A 17,462-nucleotide genomic window follows, 5' to 3' on the forward strand; every position below is an offset into this window, starting at 1 on the left:
GGGTCGATGAGGCGGGTGCGGAGGGGCGTGGGGTGGGCTCCGCGGAAGGGCGGCGAGGAGCGGAGCCGCACGCCGCTCCGGAGCGCCCACCGCGCCGCTCAAGACAGCCGGACGCCCGTCAGGGCGAGGCCCGCGGCGGCCGCCGCGACGGCGAGCGCCGCCGTGCCGACGCCGTACCCCAGGCCGGCCGCCCAGCGCCGGTCGAGCAAGAGCCGCGCGGTCTCGACGCTCGCCGTGCTGAACGTGGTGAAGCCGCCGAGCACGCCCGTCCCGAGCACGGCCCGCCATACCGGGTCGAGGACGCCGGCCAGCACGAGCCCGGTGACGACTCCGAGCAGCAGCGACCCGCTCACGTTGATCAGCGCGGTGCCGACCGGCCAGCGCGCCGGCACGAGCGACCGCGCGACCCCGTCGACGACGAGCCGTGCGGCCGCTCCGACTCCGCCCGCGAGAGCGACCGCGAGCAGCAGGCCGGGCGTCACGCCGCCGCCCTCCGCCGCCCCGCGACAGCGATGCCCAGCGCCGCGGCGAGCACGCCCAGCACGAGCGTGCCGCCGGTGTAGAGCAGGTACTCCACGACGTGGCCGCCCTCGAGCAGCGCGACCGTGTCGAGCGAGAAGGTGCTGTAGGTCGTGAATCCGCCCAGCACGCCGGTGCCGAGCAGGAGGCGCAGGGTGCGGCGCCCGCCCTCGTCCGGCCCGCGCCGCGCCAGCGCCTCGAGCAGGAGGCCCAGGAGGAACGCGCCCGGCAGGTTCACGGCGAGCGTCGCGACCGGCACGACGCCCAACGGGGGCAGTGCGGCGCCGATCGCGGCGCGGGCAGCCGTGCCGACGGCTCCGCCCGCCGCGACGAGGAGGATCGCGGAGGGGCGCAGGTGGAGGGGTCGCGTCACTCCGCGAGGTCCCAGGGCGCCGGGCGCGACGGGTCGCGGTCGGCGCGCGGGACGACGAGCACGGGGCGGTGCTGGCGGTGCGCGAGGTGGGCGGCGACGCTCCCGCTGAGGAACTCGGCGATGCTCGCGAGCACGCCCGCGTCGCGGGTGCCGACCACGATCATCCGCGCGTCGACCTCCTCGGCGACCTCGGCGAGCGCCAGGGCGGGCTCGCCCCGCGCCGCGCGCAGCGACCACTGCACGGTGCTGCCGTCCAGCTCGTGCTCGACCGTCTCGCGGAGCCCGGGCGGGAGGGACGGGGCCTCGCCGCGGTCGGCCGCGGCGCCGACGAAGCCGAGCGGGATGCCGCCGGTCATCGGATCGACGTACTCGCCGACGAGGTACGGATCGGCCGAGACCGACACGAGCAGCAGGGCGGCTCCGGCGTCGGCGGCGACGCGGGCGGCGGTGCGCAGGACCTCGGGTCGCTGGCCGTCGACGATGCCGACGAGGACGGGCCCGGTGGGGGTGGGTGCGGTCATGAGGAGCTCCTTCCCGGTTGCGCCCCATCCTGGCACCGCACGGGCGCGAGCGGTCGGAGCATCCGTGCCGGATCCGTCGTGATCGTTCCGTTATGCGCGGGCCTCGGGCTAGAGTGGCTCGTCGCCGGATCCCCACCGGCCCCCGACCCCCCCGTCACCACCGTCATCCGAGGAGAACGCACGCGTGTCGAAGCCAGGCATTCCCACCCCTGAGGAGAGTGCCGGCACCCCGACCACTGCACCCCTGACCCGGCGCGAGGCCCGCGAGGCCGAGCGCCGTGCGGCCCGGGCCGAGACGGAGACGGGCGCGGCGACCGCCGGTGCCGCGGTCGAGGGCAGCGGATCGGACGACTCCGCCGCTTCCGCAGGCGCTGGCGACTCCGCGGACTTCATCGTCGACGCCGCATCGGCCGTGGCGCCCGCTCCGACCGTGTCGGTCGAGGTCCCCGCCGTCGCCTCCCCCGCCTCCCGGTCGATCCCGGCCTCTCCGCGCCGCGCGTCCGCCTCCCGCCCCGTCGCTCCCCGCGTCGCCGAATCCGCCCGGGCCGGTGGCCTCAGCCGCCGCGCCCTGGCCTTCGGGACGTTCTCGGTGGTCGGCGGCCTCTTCGCCACGGCCGCGATCCCCGCGTACGGCGCCCGCAGCTCCTCCGCCACCGCGACCGGCCGCGCCGCCGCGAACCGGGTCGGCCTCCAGAACCTCACCGTCTCCTCCGACGCCGCCGGCCAGACCGCCGTCCGCGACGCCTTCGCCGCACCGACCCAGGCGCAGCTCGACGAGGCCAGCCGCCAGGCGGCCGTGCTCTCCGGATCCAACGGCGGCGAGTTCTCGACCGTGCAGACCCGCGCGGTCGGCGACGACTACCCGTGGCCCTACGAGACCATCGACGACGACGGCGGCGGACTCTCGCCCCTCGGCTACTACTACCGCGAGTGCGTCGACTTCGTGGCCTGGCGCCTCAACCGCGACGCCGGTCGCACCTCCGCGCCGTGGAAGTACACGTGGGGGAACATCACCCCGCTCGGCGGCAGCGCCTACGAGTGGCCGGACAACTGGGCCGCGAAGGGCTGGGCGACCAGCAGCGTCCCGATCGTCGGCTGCGTCGCGTGGTGGACCTACAACCACGTCTCGTACGTGCAGAAGGTCAACGACGACGGCACGGTGCTCCTCGAGGAGTACAACTACGGCGGCAAGCACAGCTACGTGACCCGCACCTTCCCCACCGCGCAGATCCCGCTCTTCCTGTACCCGCCGGTCCTGTAGGGGGCCTGTTCCCGTCCCGCCTCGGCGGGCGGAAGCGTCGCAGTCCCGCTCCCGGCGCGCGTCAGCCGAGCGCGGCGAGGAGGATCGCGAAGGCTGCCGTCGTCGGATCGACGAGCGCCATGTGGTCGGCGTCTGCGAGCTCGTGCAGCTGCACGGCGGGGTGCCGGTCGGCGTATCGGCGGCTGTAGGCGACGGGGACGTCCTCGTCGAGTACGCCGTGGATCAGCGTGGTCGGCTGCGGCGGCGCGGGCAGCTGCGCGGGGTCGGCGCCCGGGAGCAGCGCGAGGTCGCCGCCGAGGAGCTCCCCCACGGCGTCGCCGCTGAGGCGGTCGGCGGAGGCGGCGGCCAGGTCGAGCACGCCCGCCAGCGCCACCACAGCGGCGACGTGCGGCGACGGACGGGCGGCCTGCGACCAGACGGCGAGGTGGCCGCCGGCGGAGTGGCCGACGAGGGTGACCGGTCCGGCGCCGGGCAGCAGCGCCGGGAGCGTCGCGAGCACGGCCAGGACGTCGTCGCCGGTGCCCGGCCAGCCGCCTCCCGTGTCGCCCGCGCGCCGGTACTCGGGGAGGAGCACGTCGTGCCCGCGGTCGGCCAGCGCCGCCGCGAGCGGCCGGGCGTGCCGCCGGTCCCACCGCGCGCGCCAGAACCCGCCGTGCACGAGCACGATCGGCCGGCGCGCCCCGCCGGGCGCCCCGCGGAAGACGTCCGCGATCTGCTCCGGAGCCTCCCCGTACCGGCGCACCTCGTCCGGCTCGCGCCCCTCCGACTGCTGCATCCCCCCAGTACCTCCCCGCGAGACGCCACGTCGGTGCGCCCGGCACGGCGTGTCGCGTACCGGAGCGGCATCCCGCGGAGAGGGAGGGGACCGCGTCAGGACTCGAACCAGCCCCGGGGGTGGTGGTCGGCCGTGAGGGGCGTGCGCGGCCGGGTCGGGCGGGCCCAGCGGACGGCGTTCGCCAGCACGCGCCGGATGTCCGGGTGGTGGTAGACGGGGTAGTCCTGGTCGCCGGGCGAGAAGTAGAAGACCTTCCCGAGGCCGCGGGTGTAGGTCACGCCGGAGCGGAACACCTCGCCGCCGGTGAACGTCGACAGGAACACCGTCTCCTCCGGCACCGGGATGTCGAAGTACTCGCCGTACATCTCCTGCTCGGGGATGATCAGCGGGCTGGGCACGCCCTCGGCGATCGGATGCGTGGGCGCGATCGTCCAGACCAGCTCGCGGTCGCGGTCGTTGCGCCACTTCAGCGAGCAGGTCGTGCCCATGAGCGCTTTGAAGATCGACGAGTAGTGGCCCGAGTGCAGGACCAGGATCCCCATCCCCTCCTGCACGTGCCGCAGGACGCGCTGGACGACCTCGTCCGACACCTCCTCGTGCGCGATGTGCCCCCACCACAGCAGCACGTCCGTCGTCGCGAGCGCCTCCTCGGTGAGCCCGTGCTCGGGCTCGGGGAGCGTCGCGGTGCGCACCGAGACGGCGTCGCCGAGCGACTCCGCGAGTCCGTCCGCGATGACGCGGTGGATGCCGTCCGGGTAGTGGCGCAGCACGGTCTCGTCGCCGCGGGTCTCGTGGCGGAACTCGTTCCAGACGAGGACCTCGATCGGGGCGCTCATGCGACCGTCACCTCCTGCTTCTCGGCGGCGGAGCGGTAGATCGCGTCGACCACCCGGCTGCGGTGCAGCGCGTACTCGCCGTAGTGGCCGGAGTAGCGGGGGCCGCCCGCGGGCGCGTCGGCTCCCGAGGCGATCGCCTCCAGGAACTCGGCGATGACCGAGCGGTGGTGCCCGGCGGGGACCTTCACGTCGGGGTGCGAGACGGTCGGCGCTCCGGCGACCTCGGAGTAGAGCGTCAGAGTCCCCTCCGTGGCGTAGTCGGCGATGTGGAGGCGCGCGCCCCCGGCCGAGCCGAGCAGCTCGACCTCGATGTCCTCGTCGACCTTCGAGTAGCTGGCCCAGGAGGCGTCGAGCTGGAGCGAGCGGCCGTTGTCGAGGCGCAGCAGGGCGCTCGAGAAGTCCTCCACCTCGAACGCGTGCGTGCCGGTGGCGGCGACGCCGTGCGGGCGCCCTCCGCGGCCGGAGCGGCCGATCTCGCCGTACGCGACCGCCGAGACGCTGGTCACGCGCGGCTCGTCGAGCAGGTGCAGCGCGATGTCGAGCACGTGGGAGCCGAGGTCGATCAGCGGGCCGCCGCCGGCGAGCTCCTTGCTGGTGAACCAGGAGCCGATGCCGGGGATGCCGGTGCGCCGCTGCCAGCTCGCGCGGGCGTGGTAGACGTCGCCGAGCGGTGCGTCGTCGAGGTAGTCGCGGAGGAAGGCGACGTCGGCGCGGCGGCGGTGGTTGTAGGCGATCTCGAGCAGCCGGTCGTTCGTGCGGGCGGCCTCGACCATCTCGGCCGCCAGCTCGGCGGTGGTGGCGAGCGGCTTCTCGCAGAAGACGTGCTTGCCGCTCGCGAGCGCGGCCACGGCGATCGGGTGGTGCAGGTGGTTCGGGACGCCGATGGAGACGACGTCGAGGTCGTCGCGGGCGACGAGCTCCTCCCAGTCGGCGTAGAGGTCGGGGACGCCGCGGGTCGCGCCGAGTTCGTGCAGGCGCGCCTCCTCCTGGCCGGCGAGCGCGACGACGCGGGCGCCGGCCAGGGACTGGAAGGCGTCGAGGTGGGTGGTGCCGGCGAAGCCGAGGCCGACGACCCCGACGCGCAGCTCAGTGGTGTTCTCTGTCATGCGCCGAGCCTACTCGAATCGATTCGAGCACTCCACGGGCGGTGCGGCTTCCTAGAGCATCCGGCAGGCCGGCTTCAGGCCGCGAGGCGCGCCTCGAGCGCGGCGAGCGACGCGCGCAGGGCCGGCGCCTCGAGGGCGTCGCCGTCGGCGGCGGCGTGCGCGGCGGCGAACGCCTGGACCTGGCGGTGCAGCTCGACGCGGGTCCCGCCGCGGGCGACGACCGCGAGCCGCTCGGCGAGGCGCACGCCGGCGCGGACGACGAGCGGCTGCTCCATCGCGTACGAGCGCAGGGCGAGGAACACGTCGGCCAGAAGCTCGCCCGCTCGAGGCCACGGGACGACCAGGCGGACGACTCCGTCGGCGTCGGAGTAGCGGCCGCGCGCCTCCGGCCGACCGCAGAGGTCGACGAGCGCGCTGGTCAGGGCCTCGACGGCGCCGACCGCGGTGTACGGGTCGTTGGTGCCGGTCGCGAGCCCGCGGACTCCGATCTCGACCACCTGCTGGACGGCGTAGCGGAGGTCCTGGTGCGGGGTGCGGGCGTCGGCGACGACGACCGCGGCGACCGCCTCCTCCTGCGCGACGGACCCCTCCAGGACCTCGAGCACCGGGTCGCCGACGAGGACGTGGTCGCCGGGCAGCGCGAGCACCCGGAGCCGCGCGTCGCCGCGGCGGGCCAGGGCGACCAGCCGCTCGACCTCGAGCTGCTCGACGTAGCCCCCGCGCACCGCACACAGCACGACCGGCTCGCGCCCCGCCGGCGGCAGGGCCTCCTCCGCGAGCAGTGCCCCCTCCGCATCCGTCGGCTCCTCCCCGTCCTCAGGGTGCAGCCGCTCGATGACGTCGACGAGCTCGCCGAGCACCCGCTGCTGCAGCGTCGTCACCTGCACCGACAGAGCGATGTGGTGGATGAAGTAGACGAGCACCGCCACGTCGCCCACCGCGAGCAGCACCGAGAACGAGACGGCCACCACCGGCACGAACGTCAGCGACGCGTCCTCCTCCGTGTGCACCGCGCGCAGCACGATCAGGGAGTACAGGAACGTGGAGGTGAGCACCGCCAGGACGATCTGGTTGCCGCGGTCGGCCATGAAGTTGCGGACCAGCCGGGGCCCGTAGGCGGAGGACGTGGTCGCCAGCACCGAGATCGTGATCGAGAACGAGGTCGCGGCGACGCCGAGCATCGTCCCGCCGATCGCCGAGAGGATCGCCCGGCCGCCGGTCGGCGACAGGTCCTCGATCAGGGGGATGTCGCTGACGCCGGCGCGGACCAGCAGGTGGTCGACCTCGACCAGCCCCAGCGCCAGCCCGACGGCGAGGACGCCGAACAGGGCGGGGAGGAACCAGAAGGATTCGCGGAGGTGGAGGAGCCGGGAGCGCATCCTCGAAGGCTAGAGCGGCGCCTTTTCGCGGGCCGCGCCGCCGCGGAGGCTTGCGCGCCGGGCCGGGACGTGCCGCGGTGCCTGCCGCGGAGGCGACGTCGCGTCAGGGCCGTCCGCACTGCGGGGGCGTCGTCGCGACGGACGCCGGACGCGCCGGAGGCGCCGACCCACGGGGATCGGCGCCTCCACGGGGCGTCAGGTGACGTTGATGAGCGTGCGCTGCCAGCCGGAGGAGCCGTCGGGCGCGACCGGTGCGCGGTCCTCGATCTGGACCATGCCGTTCTTGTCGACCGCGCGTACCGCGACGTAGTGCGAGCCGGGCTGGGCGTCCCAGTCGACGAACCACTGCACCCAGGTGTCGAAGTTGACCGGGGTCGAGAGCGTCGCCTCCTGCCAGTCGCCGTTGTCGATGCTCACCTCGACCTTCTCGATGCCGATGCTCTGCGCCCAGGCGACGCCCGCGATCTTGAGAGCGCCCGAGGTGACGGGGACGCCGATCCGCGGGGTGTCGATCCGCGAGGACATCTTGATGGGGGCCTCGGCGGAGTAGCCGCGCGGGGTCCAGTAGGCCTGGTCGGCCTCGAAGGTGGTGACCTTGAGCTCGGTGAGCCACTTGGTGGCCGAGACGTAGCCGTAGAGGCCGGGCACGATCATCCGCACCGGGAAGCCGTGCTCGAACGGCAGGGGCTCGCCGTTCATGCCGACGGCGAGGATCGCGTCGAGGTTCTCGTCCGTGACCGCGGTGATCGGGGTGGACGCCGTGTAGCCGTCGCTGCTGGTCGAGAGGAGCATGTCGGCTCCGCTCTGCACGCCGGCCATCTTCAGCACGTCGCGCAGGGGTACGCCGAGCCACTTGGCGTTGCCGACGAGGTTGCCGCCGACCTGGTTCGAGACGCAGGTGAGGGTGATGCCGTACTCGTCGAGGCCCATGTCGAAGATCTGCTGGAGGTTCAGCGTCACCTCGCGGTCGACCATGCCGGTGATCTTCAGCGACCAGGCCGACGGGTCCAGGTTGGGCACGGTGAGGGCGGTGTCGACGCGGTAGAAGTCGGCGTTCGGCGTGTAGAGCGGCGTGATGCCCTCGATGTCGAGCTCGGCGCCCGCGGGGACCGAGACGGTGCTGCGCGGGGACGGCAGGCGCAGGGCGTCGCGGACGCCGGCGAGGGAGGAGGTCGCCGCGTTGACCAGGCGGGCGCCGGTGCCGACGACGGCCGCGCCGACGGCGGAGATCAGCGCGATGCGGAAGAAGCCGCGGCGCTCGAGGGCGCCCGGACGGGCCTCGGAGGATGTTCCCCTGGCCTCCGAGGCCCGGGCCGCACGCCAGCCGCGCAGGCGCGTGAAGAGGAGGTGCATGACGACGACGGCGACGACGAGTCCGACCAGCGTGGGTACCGCAGCGAGCGGCGACGCTCCGGTGCGGGTCACGATGGCGGCGATCGAGAGGCCGCCGGCGATCACGAGCAGCACCTGGCCGAGCGGCGGGCGGACCAGCTGGAGCACTCCGGCGATCGCGGCGGCGACGACGACCGCGGCGCCCACGCTGCCGAGCAGGAAGGTCTTGTCGTTCTCGCCGAACGTCTCGATCGCGAACTCCTTGAGCGGGCGCGGGACGATGTCGACGATGAAGGCGCCGAGCGCGAGCACGGGGCTCGCGGTGCGGGCGACCGCGAGGGCGATGAGCTCGGCGACGGCGAGAAGGACTCCGCCCGTGACGATGCCCGCGAGGGCGGCGAGCAGGAAGTAGAGAGCTCGATGCTCGCGCACGGGTGCCGCTGTCTGGTTCATGGAGGAGAGTTTTCTCCCGCGACCTGCCGTTTCCCAGGGTGTCCCTGGTTTGGTCGTGTAAACGCCTTTTTCATAACGAACAGGTAACGCACAGCGGCGGCATCTCGACGGGATCACCTCTCGCTCGGCCCGCCGCCGGGCCTCACCGCGCGCGACGCCCCCGCCGGAGGACCGCCGCGTTCGCGATGACGATGAGGGCGATCCCTATCCATCCGGCCGCGCCGACGTCCTGCCCGAGCACGACCGCGCCGATGAGGGCGGCCAGGACGGGATTGACGCTCATCAGCGTCCCGAACACGCTCGCCGGGAGCCTCCGGAGCGCGATCACGTCGGCCACGAACGGGACGGCCGTCGCCAGGACGCCGGCGCCGACCGCCAGGAGCACGGTGCCCGCGTCGGGGCGCGTCGAGACGAGCGTCCAGACGGCGACGGGCAGGAAGACGGCGGCGGAGATCCCGGTCGCCGTGGCGGTCCCCTGCGCTCCGGGCAGCCGGAGTCCGATGATCCGGTTGAGCAGGATGTACGCGGCCCAGCAGCACGCGGCCGCGAGACCGAGCGCGATCCCCAACTGGTCGGACGAGGGCCTCGGCCCGGCGATCGCGACGACGCCCGCTCCGGCGACGAGGGCGCAGAGCGCGCTGGTCCTGCTCCGGGAGCCGAGGAGCGCGACCGCCAGCGGCCCGCAGAACTCCAGGGTCACCGCCAGCCCCAGCCCGATGCGATCGATGGCCGCGTAGAGCGTGAGGTTCATCGCTCCGAACACCACGGCGAGGAGCAGGACGGGCCACCACTGCGCGCGGGTCAGGTCGCGGATCCGCGGCCGCACGACCGGGAGGAGGATCAGCGCGGCGACGATCTGCCGGACGGCGACCACTCCGACGGATCCCAGGACCGGGAAGGCCAGAGTCCCGGAGGCCGCCCCGAGCTGATTCGAGAGGGCGCTCGCGAGGGCGGTCGCGACGCCGACGGTCCGTCCGTCGCCGGGGAGCTGCTTCGTCATGCCGGAAGTCTGCGAGCCGTCCGGCCCCGGCTCACAATGCATCACCGGTCCGATCGATGCGGGAACCGCATGAATAGGATGCGGTCATGGATCTGGAACTGCGCCACCTCCGGTCGTTCGTCGGCGTCGTGGACGCCGGGACCTTCACCGACGCGGGGATCGACCTCGGCATCTCCCAGACGGCGGTCTCCCGCAACGTCGCGGCGCTCGAGTCCGTCCTCGGACGAAGGCTCCTCCACCGGACGACCCGCAGCGTCGAGCTCGCGCCGGCGGGCGAGCGGGTGCTGCGGCACGCCCGCCGCGTCCTGGCCGTCGTCGACGATCTGCGCGAGGAGGCGGCGGCCGGGACGGACACGATCCGGATCGGCTACGCCTGGTCGGCTCTCGGCGAGCACACCCAGGAGTTCCAGCGCCGCTGGGCCGCGGCGCTCCCCCGCCACGAGCTGCGGCTGATCCGCTCCAACACCCCCACCGCGGGGCTCGCGGAGGGCCTCAGCGACCTCGCGATCCTCCGGCGCGGATCTCCGGCTGCGGACGTCGAGTCGGCTCTGATCGGCACCGAGAAGCGCTACTGCGCCCTGTCCGTCGACGACCCGCTCGCCGCGAAGCGCACGGTCACGCTCGCCCAGGTGGCGACCGCTCCGCTCGCGCTCGACGACCGGACCGGGAGCACCCGGCTCGACCTCTGGCCCGAGCACGACCGGCCGCGGATCACCGTCCCGACGACCGACGTCGATGACTGGCTCACGGTGATCAGCAGCGGCTCCGCCCGCGGAGTGACCGCGGAATCGACGGTGAGCCAGTACCGACGGCAGGGCCTCGCCTACCGGGTCGTCCGCGACGCCCCGCCGGTCCCCGTGCACGCCGCGTGGATCCGGAGCGACCCGCCGCCCCTCCTGGGCGACGTCATCGGGCTGCTCCAGGGCCTCTACCGCACCTCCGACTGACGACGACGGCCGCCGGGGGCGATCCCCGGCGGCCGTCGTCGTCACGTCACTTGCAGGTGAGAGCGGAGTACGCGGCCTGCTTCGTGGTGGTCACCGATGCTCCGTCCACGGTCGCCGTCGCGGTCACCGTCGCCGAGCCCGCGGCCACCGAGGCGGCGCGGGTGGTGAAGGCGTGCGAGGCGCTCGACCCGGGAGCGATCCCGGTGAACGCCTTCGAGCCCCAGGCGGAGCCGAGGGTGATCCCCGCCGGGACCTTCGCATCGTTCCGAGCGGTGACCGTCACCACGACCTTGCCCGCCACGCAGCGGCTGGTGGCCGCCACGGTCGTCGGTACCGTCGCCGCGGAGGCGCGGACGATGGAGAGGCGGTAGGTCGCTGTCGTCGTGTGGTCCTGCGCCGACGACTCGACGACCACGCTCGTCGTCCCCGAGGCCGCGAGCGGCACGGTGCGGCGGACGGTGTCATCGATCAGCACGCCGTCGACCTTCACCAGGCCGCTGGGCACGGCCGGGTCCAGGTCGAGCGAGACGCTCGTCGTGCCGGCCGGCACCGTGAGCGTGTGGTCCCTGACCCCGGCGGCGAGAGCCGGCGAGAGCGTCCCGACGTCGGAGGAGAGCTTCGTCAGCTCCGGGTCCGCAGCGTAGGTGGTCGACTCGGTCGTGTAGACCCCGAAGACACCGCCGACGTAGCTGGATCCGGTGCCCTGGAAGCGCACCGTGACGACGGGGATCTTCTGCCCCTTCGCGTCGAGCACGTACTTCCCGCTCTGGTCGCGCTTGTAGCTGTCCTTCGCGGCGAGACCGCTGAGGATCGACGCCGGGATCCGGTCGTACTGGACGTACCAGCTCGTCGCTCCGGCCGCTCCCGAGACCACCTCGGTCTTGAGCTTCACGTCGTTGAGGTAGACGTCGAAGGTGCGTCCCGCGTCGCCGCCGTAGTAGCGGACCCCGAGGTAGTTCGCCGGCAGAGCCGGGTCGACGATCATGTCGTACTGGAAGTACGCCTCCGCCGAGCGCTCGCCGTCGCGGTACCCCTCGCCGCGCCAGGTCCCCACCGAGGACCGCGCGGTCTTGTAGTTCTTGTCGGCCTCGCTGTTGTTGTTGTCGAAGGAGGTGAGGGAGTCGATCGTCGTCTCGTCGACGCGCAGCTGCTCCTTCTGCGTCCGGATCAGCTCCTGGGCCGCGGCCGAGTCGGGCTCGATCAGGGTCATGTAGGTCGCGTATCGGGCGTTGTAGAGGCTGTAGTACGGAGTGAACACCCGGGCGGCGGACGCGGCGTCGACGTTCTTCATGCCGAAGCGCATCGTCGTGCGGCCGTTGCCGTCCGCGCCGTCGGGCAGGCGGACCAGGTTGCCGCGGACCGCGGACTTCCAGGCCGCGGAGTCCGCGACGACGACGTTCGAGTTCACGGACTTGTCGGCCGTGCCCATGCGCACCAGGACGCCGGCGACGTAGGACGCCTCGACGTTCGAGCGGTTGAGCTCGGTCGCCAGCAGCACCGGTCCGTAGCGGAACGCGGTCCAGTCGGGGTTCTCCGTGTCCGCGACCGCGCTGACCGCGGCGGGCAGCTTCCAGGTCAGCACGTCACCGGCGGCGACGGCGACCGAGACGTATCCGGCCTGGGCCGTGACGGCACGGACGGCACCGTTCACGGTGAGCGTCGGCGCTCCGTCGATCCAGGACGGCACGCGCAGCTTGAGGGTCGTGTCCGCGGCCACGGCTCCTCCGGCCAGCGCTTCGACCCTCAGGGTCGCCGTGTCCGTGCTCGGGATGTCCGCCGTCTGGGTCAGCCGGAGGTTGTTCGCGGAGGAGCGGAGGACCGAGGAGCGGAACTGGTTCACGAAGACGGTCTTCGGCTTCTCGAAGTAGATCGAGTCGCCGAGCTTGGTGAAGCTCTCGATACCCGAGCCGTGGTCGCACCAGAACTCGTCGAGCTCGTGCCCGAAGACCTTGGCGTAGCCCGCGGTCTGCGGCTGGAAGTAGGTCACCATGCCGGTGTCCGGGTTCTGCACCGAGAGGACGCCGTTGATGAACGTCTCCTCGTAGAAGTCGGCGTACTTCACGTCCTCGGTCACCTGGAACAGCGCCCGGGTGAGCTTGAGCATGTTGTAGATGTTGCAGCCCTCGGAGGTCGAGTTCTCGCCGTAGCCGGTGGTCTGGCCGTTCGTGGCGTACTCGTACAGGGTGCCGGGTGCGTGGAAGTGCTCGGACTGGCTGTTGCCGCCGTTGGCGTAGGTGTGGGTCTCGTCGACCATGCGCCAGAAGTTCTCGGCGGCACGGCGGTACATGTCGAGATCCGACTTCTCCGCGGCGGTGAGCGTGGCGTAGAGCGCCGGGTCGTCGGTGAAGACGCGGTAGCGCTTCAGCGCGCCGATCAGCTTCGGGATCGTGGTGTTCGCGTGCAGGCCGTTGAGGACGTCCTCGTTGTTCGCCAGCTTGCGGAACAGCGCCGTCTCGTCGAAGTACTCCGCCGCGCGCTTGTGCGCCGGGTCGTGCGTGGTCTCGTAGAGGCGGTAGAGCGCCTCGTTCATCCCGCCGTACTCGGTGTTGAGGAGCTGACCGGGGTTCGCCTGACGGCCCGCCCAGGCGGTGATCCAGCTGCCGAAGCCGCCGGCGACGGTGAGCGCCTTCTGCGAGACGGCGTCGGGCGCCTGGTCGTGGGCGTCGAGGAGGCCTGCGAGCACCTTGTGCAGGTTGTAGAAGGGGACGAGCAGGCCGTCGCCGCCCGAGGGGAGGTAGCGGGTCGGGAACGGCGAGACGTAGCCGGCGTTCGCGGGGTCCTTCAGCGCGTAGGCGTCCTGGACCTTCTTCAGACCGTCGACGGAAGCGGTGAGCTTCGCGAGCAGAGCCGCCTTGGTGGCCGCGTCCTCCTCGATCGCGTAGGCCTGCGAGAGCGCCGAGAGGTAGTGGCCGAAGAAGTGGCCCTGGAACCGGGTGCCGTTCTCGCGCTCCCAGCCCCCGTATCCGCCGCTGGTGGTCGGCGTGAGCCCGGCCTCGCGGTAGAAGGAGTAGAGGAACATCTCGGGGTCGAGGCTCAGCAGGTACTCGACGGTCTGCTGCTCCCCGTTCTCGAGGTAGGGGTCCTGCACGGAGACGTCGGACAGGCCGGCCTCCAGAAGGTAGTTCGACGTCTTCACTCCCCGGGGCTGCACCTGGAGAGTGTAGGTCTTCGTGACCGCGGTGCTGCCCCCGTAGGTGGCGGAGCCGGTGAGGACGACCTGCGTCGCGGAGCCGGTGGGCGGCGTGACCGCGGCCGTGCCTCCGCTGATCGCGACGGTCGCCGGGTCGGAGGAGGTCCAGCTGAGGGCGGACCCCTTCGCGCCGACGGTGGGCAGGGTGAAGCCGGTGCTGGTGCTCGCGGGCGGGGCGACCAGCTCGAGGTCGGCCCGTGCGATGCTCGCGGGGTCGAAGGAGGGGTTGCCGGCCTTCGTCAGGGCGACGACGTCGGTGGTGGTCGCGACGCCGTTGTAGAGCGCGTAGTCGTCGAGCAGGCCGCGCAGGTGCGCGCCGTTGTACTGGGGGCCGTTGAAGCCGAGGGTCTTCGTCGAGGTGCTCTCGGAGCCGAGGACGCCGGATGCGGAGGAGGACGGCGCGGTCTTGACGACGGCGGTCTGCTTCACCCCGTTGCGGTAGAAGGCGACGGCCTTGGTGCTCTTGTCGTACGTGGCGACCACGTGCGTCCACTCCCCCGCGGGGAAGAAGCCGGAGCGGGCGGTCTCGACGGCGACCTTGTAGGGCTGACCGCCGGACGGGCCGATCGAGAGGGCGAGCGGAGTGCCGTCGCCCTCGGAGGTGAGGTACCAGCCGTCGGAGTTGTAGGCGGTCTTGTTCCAGGTGAAGACCTGCTCACCGGTCATCGCGCTGGTCGGCTTGTACCAGAACGAGACGGTGAGGTCGGCGGGCTGCAGCGCCGCCGCAGTGCCGAGCGAGATCGCGTTCGATCCGGTGAACTCGAACGCCCGGCCGTTCAGGCCGGTGCCGTAGGAGGCGGTGCCCTTCTGCATCCCGAGGGCAGTACCACGACCGCTGGTGTCGGCGAGCGACCCGTCGAACGGGAGCTCGAGCACCTTCGCGGCGTCGAGCGAGGTGGTGGGGGCGGCCTGGGCCGTGGGGCCGACCGACAGGAGACCCGCCGTCAGCGCCATCACCGCCACGGTGGCCAGGGGGAGTCGTCGTCTCATTCGTGAGGCCTCTCGTCGTTGAGAAATCCGGCCCAGGGGGGCGGGCCGCCTCGAATGTTACCGTTAACAATAGTTTTCGGTGAGGTTTCGGTGAGAGGACTGACAGGGTCCTCGAGCGCTCAGCGGCGCCGGTCCAGAGCCGCCCGGAGGTACGGAGCGGTGCGGCTGCCCGCGGCCTCGGCGACCTCCTCCGGAGTGCCCGTCGCGACCACCGAGCCGCCGGCCCGGCCCGCCCCCGGGCCGAGGTCCACGACCCAGTCCGCGTCGGCGACGACGCGCATGTCGTGCTCGACGACGATCACCGTGTTGCCCGCGTCGACGAGGTGCTGCAGGTGCTCGAGCAGGCGGTCGGCGTCGGCGGGGTGCAGGCCCGACGTCGGCTCGTCGAGCAGGTAGAGCGTGTCCCCGCGCTGGGCGCGACGCAGCTCCGAGGCGAGCTTCACCCGCTGCGCCTCTCCCCCGGACAGCTCGGGCGCCGGCTGGCCGAGCGAGACGTAGCCGAGCCCCACGTCCACCAGAGCGTCGAGGTGGCGGGCGACCTCGCGGTCCTCGGCGAAGGCCTCGCGCGCGTCGGCGACGCTCAGCGCGAGGACGTCGGCGATCGTCCGGCCGCCGAGGGTGACCTCGAGGGTCTCGTCGTTGTACCGGGTGCCGCCGCACGCCGTGCAGGGCGCCTCGACGGTCGGGAGGAACAGCAGCTCCACCTCCACGGAGCCCTCGCCCTTGCAGACGGGGCAGCGCCCGCTGGGCAGGTTGAAGGAGAAGCGGCTCGCCGAGAAGCGGCGGCGCTTCGCCTCCGGGGTGGCCGCGAAGAGCGTCCGCACCCGGTCGAACAGACCCGTGTAGGTCGCGACGTTCGAGCGCGAGGTCCGGCCGATCGGGGTCTGGGTCACCTGCACCACCCGGCGCAGGCGGTCCGCGGGCCCGGACGCGGTGCCGCGGGTCGCCGCCGCGGCCGCGTCGAGCAGCGGGTCCGCCTCCCCGCCCTCCTCGGCCGGCGCGTCCTCGGCGACGTCGGCGCGGAGCGAGGCGCGCAGCAGATCGGGCAGCGCCTGGTTCACGAGCGTCGACTTGCCCGATCCGGAGACACCGGTGACCGCGGTGAGCACCCCGACCGGGAACGCGACGGAGAGGTCGTCGAGGGTGTGCCGCGAGACTCCGGCGAGCTCGATCCACTGCTCCGCGGTGCGGCGGGAGCGCAGCGGCGCCGGGTCGCCCTCGGGGAAGAGGTAGCGGCGGGTGACGGAGCCGCGGGCGCCCGGCAGGCCGTCGAGCGGGCCGGAGTAGACGACGGTGCCGCCCCCCGACCCCGCGCCCGGGCCGATGTCGACGATCCAGTCGGCCTCGCGGATGACGTCGAGGGAGTGCTCGACGAAGAAGACGGTGTTGCCGGTCGCCCGCAGGGTCCGCAGGATGCCGAGCAGCGCCTCCGTGTCGGCGGGGTGCAGGCCCGTGGACGGCTCGTCGAGCACGAAGACGACGCCGAAGAGGCGCGAGAGCACCTGCGTCGCGAGGCGCATCCGCTGGAGCTCCCCCGAGGAGAGCGTCGGCGTGGAGCGGTCGAGCGAGAGGTGGCCGAGGCCCAGGTCGACGATCGGCGCGAGGCGGGCGACGAGGTCCTCGACCAGCCGCTGCGCGGCCAGGCGGGTCTGCGGAGCGCCGTCGGCCGGGGTCCAGCCGGGCTCCAGCACGCGCCGCGCGACGACGACCAGCTCCTCGAGCGGGAGCGCTGACAGCTCGGTGATGTCGAGCCCCTCGAAGGTGACGGCGAGCGCGTCGGGCTTCAGCCTCCGGCCGCCGCACACCGGGCAGGCGACGCTGACGACGAACGAGGCCGCGCGCTCGCGCATCCGGGCGCTCTTCGAGCCGGCGAAGGTGTCGAGCACGTAGCGGCGCACCCCGAGGAACGTGCTCATGTAGCGCGGCTCGTCACCGGCGGCCACGGCCGCGCGCACCTCCGCGGGAGAGCGGTCGGTCCACACGGGAACCTGCGGGGAGTCAGGAGTGTGCAGGATCCAGTCGCGGTCCTCCGCGGGCAGGTCGCGCCACGGAGTGTCGATGTCGTGTCCGAGCGAGATCAGGCTGTCGCGCAGTTGCTTGCCGTGCCAGGCGGTCGGCCAGGCGGCGAGCGCCCCGTCGCGGATCGAGAGGGAGTCGTCCGGCACCATCAGCTCGTCGGGGACGTCGTAGACCCGGCCGATGCCGTGGCAGCTGGGGCACGCGCCCTGCACGGTGTTGGCCGAGAAGTCCTCTGCGAGCAGCATCGGCGCGCCCTCGGGGTAGGCGCCGATGCGCGAGAACACCATCCGCACCACGCTCGAGAGCGTCGTCGCACTGCCGACCGTGGAGCGGGCCGAGCCTCCGGAGCGCCGCTGCGGGAGGGCGACGGCCGGCGGCAGGCCCTCGATCGAGTCGACGTCCGGCACGCCGACCTGGTCGATCAGCCGCCGCGCGTAGGGGGCGACCGACTCGAAGTAGCGGCGCTGCGCCTCCGCGTAGAGCGTGCCGAAGGCGAGCGAGCTCTTGCCCGATCCGGAGACCCCCGTGAAGGCGACGAGGGCGTCGCGCGGCACGTCGACGTCGATGCTCCGGAGGTTGTTCTCGCGGGCGCCGCGCACGCGGACGTGGTCGAGGGGGTCGGTGGTTCCAGGCGCGCTCATCCGTACAGCCTGCCGTGCCGGGATGTGGGGCGGCCGCCGCGGAGCTCCGAGGCGCTCGACGCCGAGACGGCCCGCTCCCGGCCGAGGCACCACAGTGGGGCGGTGTCTCGGCGGGGGCGG

13 protein-coding genes are annotated in these 17,462 nt (G+C 73.0%); 2 read left to right on the plus strand and 11 right to left on the minus strand.

The genetic code is table 11. The annotated features are described in order from the left end of the window. Positions 1-98: 98 nt before the first annotated feature. Genes C5B98_RS07995 through C5B98_RS16905 form a run of 3 tightly spaced genes read right to left on the minus strand, consistent with a single transcriptional unit; the run spans position 99 to position 1,413 of the window. Positions 99-482: a CrcB family protein gene (locus tag C5B98_RS07995; RefSeq protein ID WP_104226584.1), complete on the minus strand. Its 384-nt coding sequence runs from the start codon at positions 480-482 to the stop codon at positions 99-101. Continuing rightward, complete coding sequence (locus C5B98_RS16900; RefSeq protein WP_104313543.1) at positions 479-892, minus strand: CrcB family protein; 414 nt, start codon at positions 890-892, stop codon at positions 479-481. The genes C5B98_RS07995 and C5B98_RS16900 overlap by 4 nt, the downstream gene beginning before the upstream one ends. Beyond that, the gene (locus C5B98_RS16905; protein WP_181065491.1) at positions 889-1,413 is read right to left on the minus strand and encodes a universal stress protein; all 525 of its coding nucleotides are present in this window, start codon (positions 1,411-1,413) and stop codon (positions 889-891) included. The genes C5B98_RS16900 and C5B98_RS16905 overlap by 4 nt, the downstream gene beginning before the upstream one ends. A gap of 184 nt (positions 1,414-1,597) precedes the next feature. Between C5B98_RS16905 and C5B98_RS08005 the strand changes: the two genes are divergently transcribed. Then, positions 1,598-2,674, plus strand: coding sequence for a CHAP domain-containing protein (locus C5B98_RS08005; RefSeq protein ID WP_104267466.1), 1,077 nt, complete (start codon positions 1,598-1,600; stop codon positions 2,672-2,674). 61 nt (positions 2,675-2,735) lie between these two features. Here C5B98_RS08005 and C5B98_RS08010 read toward each other — a convergent pair whose 3' ends face one another. From C5B98_RS08010 to C5B98_RS08035, 6 genes are all read right to left on the minus strand, one after another. Beyond that, entirely contained in the window at positions 2,736-3,449 is a 714-nt protein-coding gene (locus C5B98_RS08010) for an alpha/beta fold hydrolase (RefSeq protein ID WP_104267467.1), read from the minus strand. 95 nt (positions 3,450-3,544) lie between these two features. Further along, positions 3,545-4,285 (minus strand): ThuA domain-containing protein, encoded by a 741-nt coding sequence (locus C5B98_RS08015; RefSeq protein ID WP_104226581.1) that lies wholly within the window; start codon positions 4,283-4,285, stop codon positions 3,545-3,547. Further along, positions 4,282-5,391 carry a Gfo/Idh/MocA family protein gene (locus tag C5B98_RS08020; protein ID WP_104327611.1) on the minus strand — a complete coding sequence of 370 codons (1,110 nt, stop codon included), beginning with the start codon at positions 5,389-5,391 and terminating at the stop codon, positions 4,282-4,284. The genes C5B98_RS08015 and C5B98_RS08020 overlap by 4 nt, the downstream gene beginning before the upstream one ends. A 74-nt stretch (positions 5,392-5,465) precedes the next feature. After that, the gene (locus C5B98_RS08025; protein WP_104327612.1) at positions 5,466-6,770 is read right to left on the minus strand and encodes a DUF2254 domain-containing protein; all 1,305 of its coding nucleotides are present in this window, start codon (positions 6,768-6,770) and stop codon (positions 5,466-5,468) included. Positions 6,771-6,965: 195 nt separating this feature from the next. Further along, positions 6,966-8,555 carry a molybdopterin-dependent oxidoreductase gene (locus tag C5B98_RS08030; protein ID WP_104327613.1) on the minus strand — a complete coding sequence of 530 codons (1,590 nt, stop codon included), beginning with the start codon at positions 8,553-8,555 and terminating at the stop codon, positions 6,966-6,968. 142 nt (positions 8,556-8,697) lie between these two features. Then, entirely contained in the window at positions 8,698-9,555 is an 858-nt protein-coding gene (locus C5B98_RS08035; protein ID WP_104327614.1) for a DMT family transporter, read from the minus strand. Between the two features lie 86 nt (positions 9,556-9,641). Between C5B98_RS08035 and C5B98_RS08040 the strand changes: the two genes are divergently transcribed. Further along, entirely contained in the window at positions 9,642-10,502 is an 861-nt protein-coding gene (locus C5B98_RS08040) for a LysR family transcriptional regulator (RefSeq protein WP_104222432.1), read from the plus strand. Between the two features lie 46 nt (positions 10,503-10,548). Here the strand turns inward: C5B98_RS08040 and C5B98_RS08045 are convergent, their stop codons facing one another. Together C5B98_RS08045 and C5B98_RS08050 are read right to left on the minus strand one after the other, a co-directional pair. Beyond that, positions 10,549-14,682, minus strand: coding sequence for a beta-L-arabinofuranosidase domain-containing protein (locus tag C5B98_RS08045; protein ID WP_104327615.1), 4,134 nt, complete (start codon positions 14,680-14,682; stop codon positions 10,549-10,551). Between the two features lie 119 nt (positions 14,683-14,801). Then, positions 14,802-17,342 carry an excinuclease ABC subunit UvrA gene (locus tag C5B98_RS08050; RefSeq protein ID WP_104267472.1) on the minus strand — a complete coding sequence of 847 codons (2,541 nt, stop codon included), beginning with the start codon at positions 17,340-17,342 and terminating at the stop codon, positions 14,802-14,804. Between the last annotated feature and the right edge of the window lie 120 nt (positions 17,343-17,462).

It is taken from the genome of Rathayibacter sp. AY1A5 (assembly GCF_002930875.1).
Taxonomy (GTDB): Bacteria; Actinomycetota; Actinomycetes; order Actinomycetales; family Microbacteriaceae; genus Rathayibacter.

Excerpts from the sequence above, each read along its gene's own strand:
- C5B98_RS16905 (WP_181065491.1), bottom strand. The coding sequence starts at position 1,413 with ATGACCGCACCCACCCCCACCGGGCCCGTCCTCGTCGGCATCGTCGAC.
- C5B98_RS08010 (WP_104267467.1), bottom strand. The coding sequence starts at position 3,449 with ATGCAGCAGTCGGAGGGGCGCGAGCCGGACGAGGTGCGCCGGTACGGG.
- C5B98_RS08015 (WP_104226581.1), bottom strand. The coding sequence starts at position 4,285 with ATGAGCGCCCCGATCGAGGTCCTCGTCTGGAACGAGTTCCGCCACGAG.
- C5B98_RS08020 (WP_104327611.1), bottom strand. The coding sequence starts at position 5,391 with ATGACAGAGAACACCACTGAGCTGCGCGTCGGGGTCGTCGGCCTCGGC.
- C5B98_RS08025 (WP_104327612.1), bottom strand. The coding sequence starts at position 6,770 with ATGCGCTCCCGGCTCCTCCACCTCCGCGAATCCTTCTGGTTCCTCCCC.
- C5B98_RS08030 (WP_104327613.1), bottom strand. The coding sequence starts at position 8,555 with ATGAACCAGACAGCGGCACCCGTGCGCGAGCATCGAGCTCTCTACTTC.
- C5B98_RS08035 (WP_104327614.1), bottom strand. The coding sequence starts at position 9,555 with ATGACGAAGCAGCTCCCCGGCGACGGACGGACCGTCGGCGTCGCGACC.
- C5B98_RS08040 (WP_104222432.1), top strand. The coding sequence starts at position 9,642 with ATGGATCTGGAACTGCGCCACCTCCGGTCGTTCGTCGGCGTCGTGGAC.
- C5B98_RS08045 (WP_104327615.1), bottom strand. The coding sequence starts at position 14,682 with ATGAGACGACGACTCCCCCTGGCCACCGTGGCGGTGATGGCGCTGACG.
- C5B98_RS08050 (WP_104267472.1), bottom strand. The coding sequence starts at position 17,342 with ATGAGCGCGCCTGGAACCACCGACCCCCTCGACCACGTCCGCGTGCGC.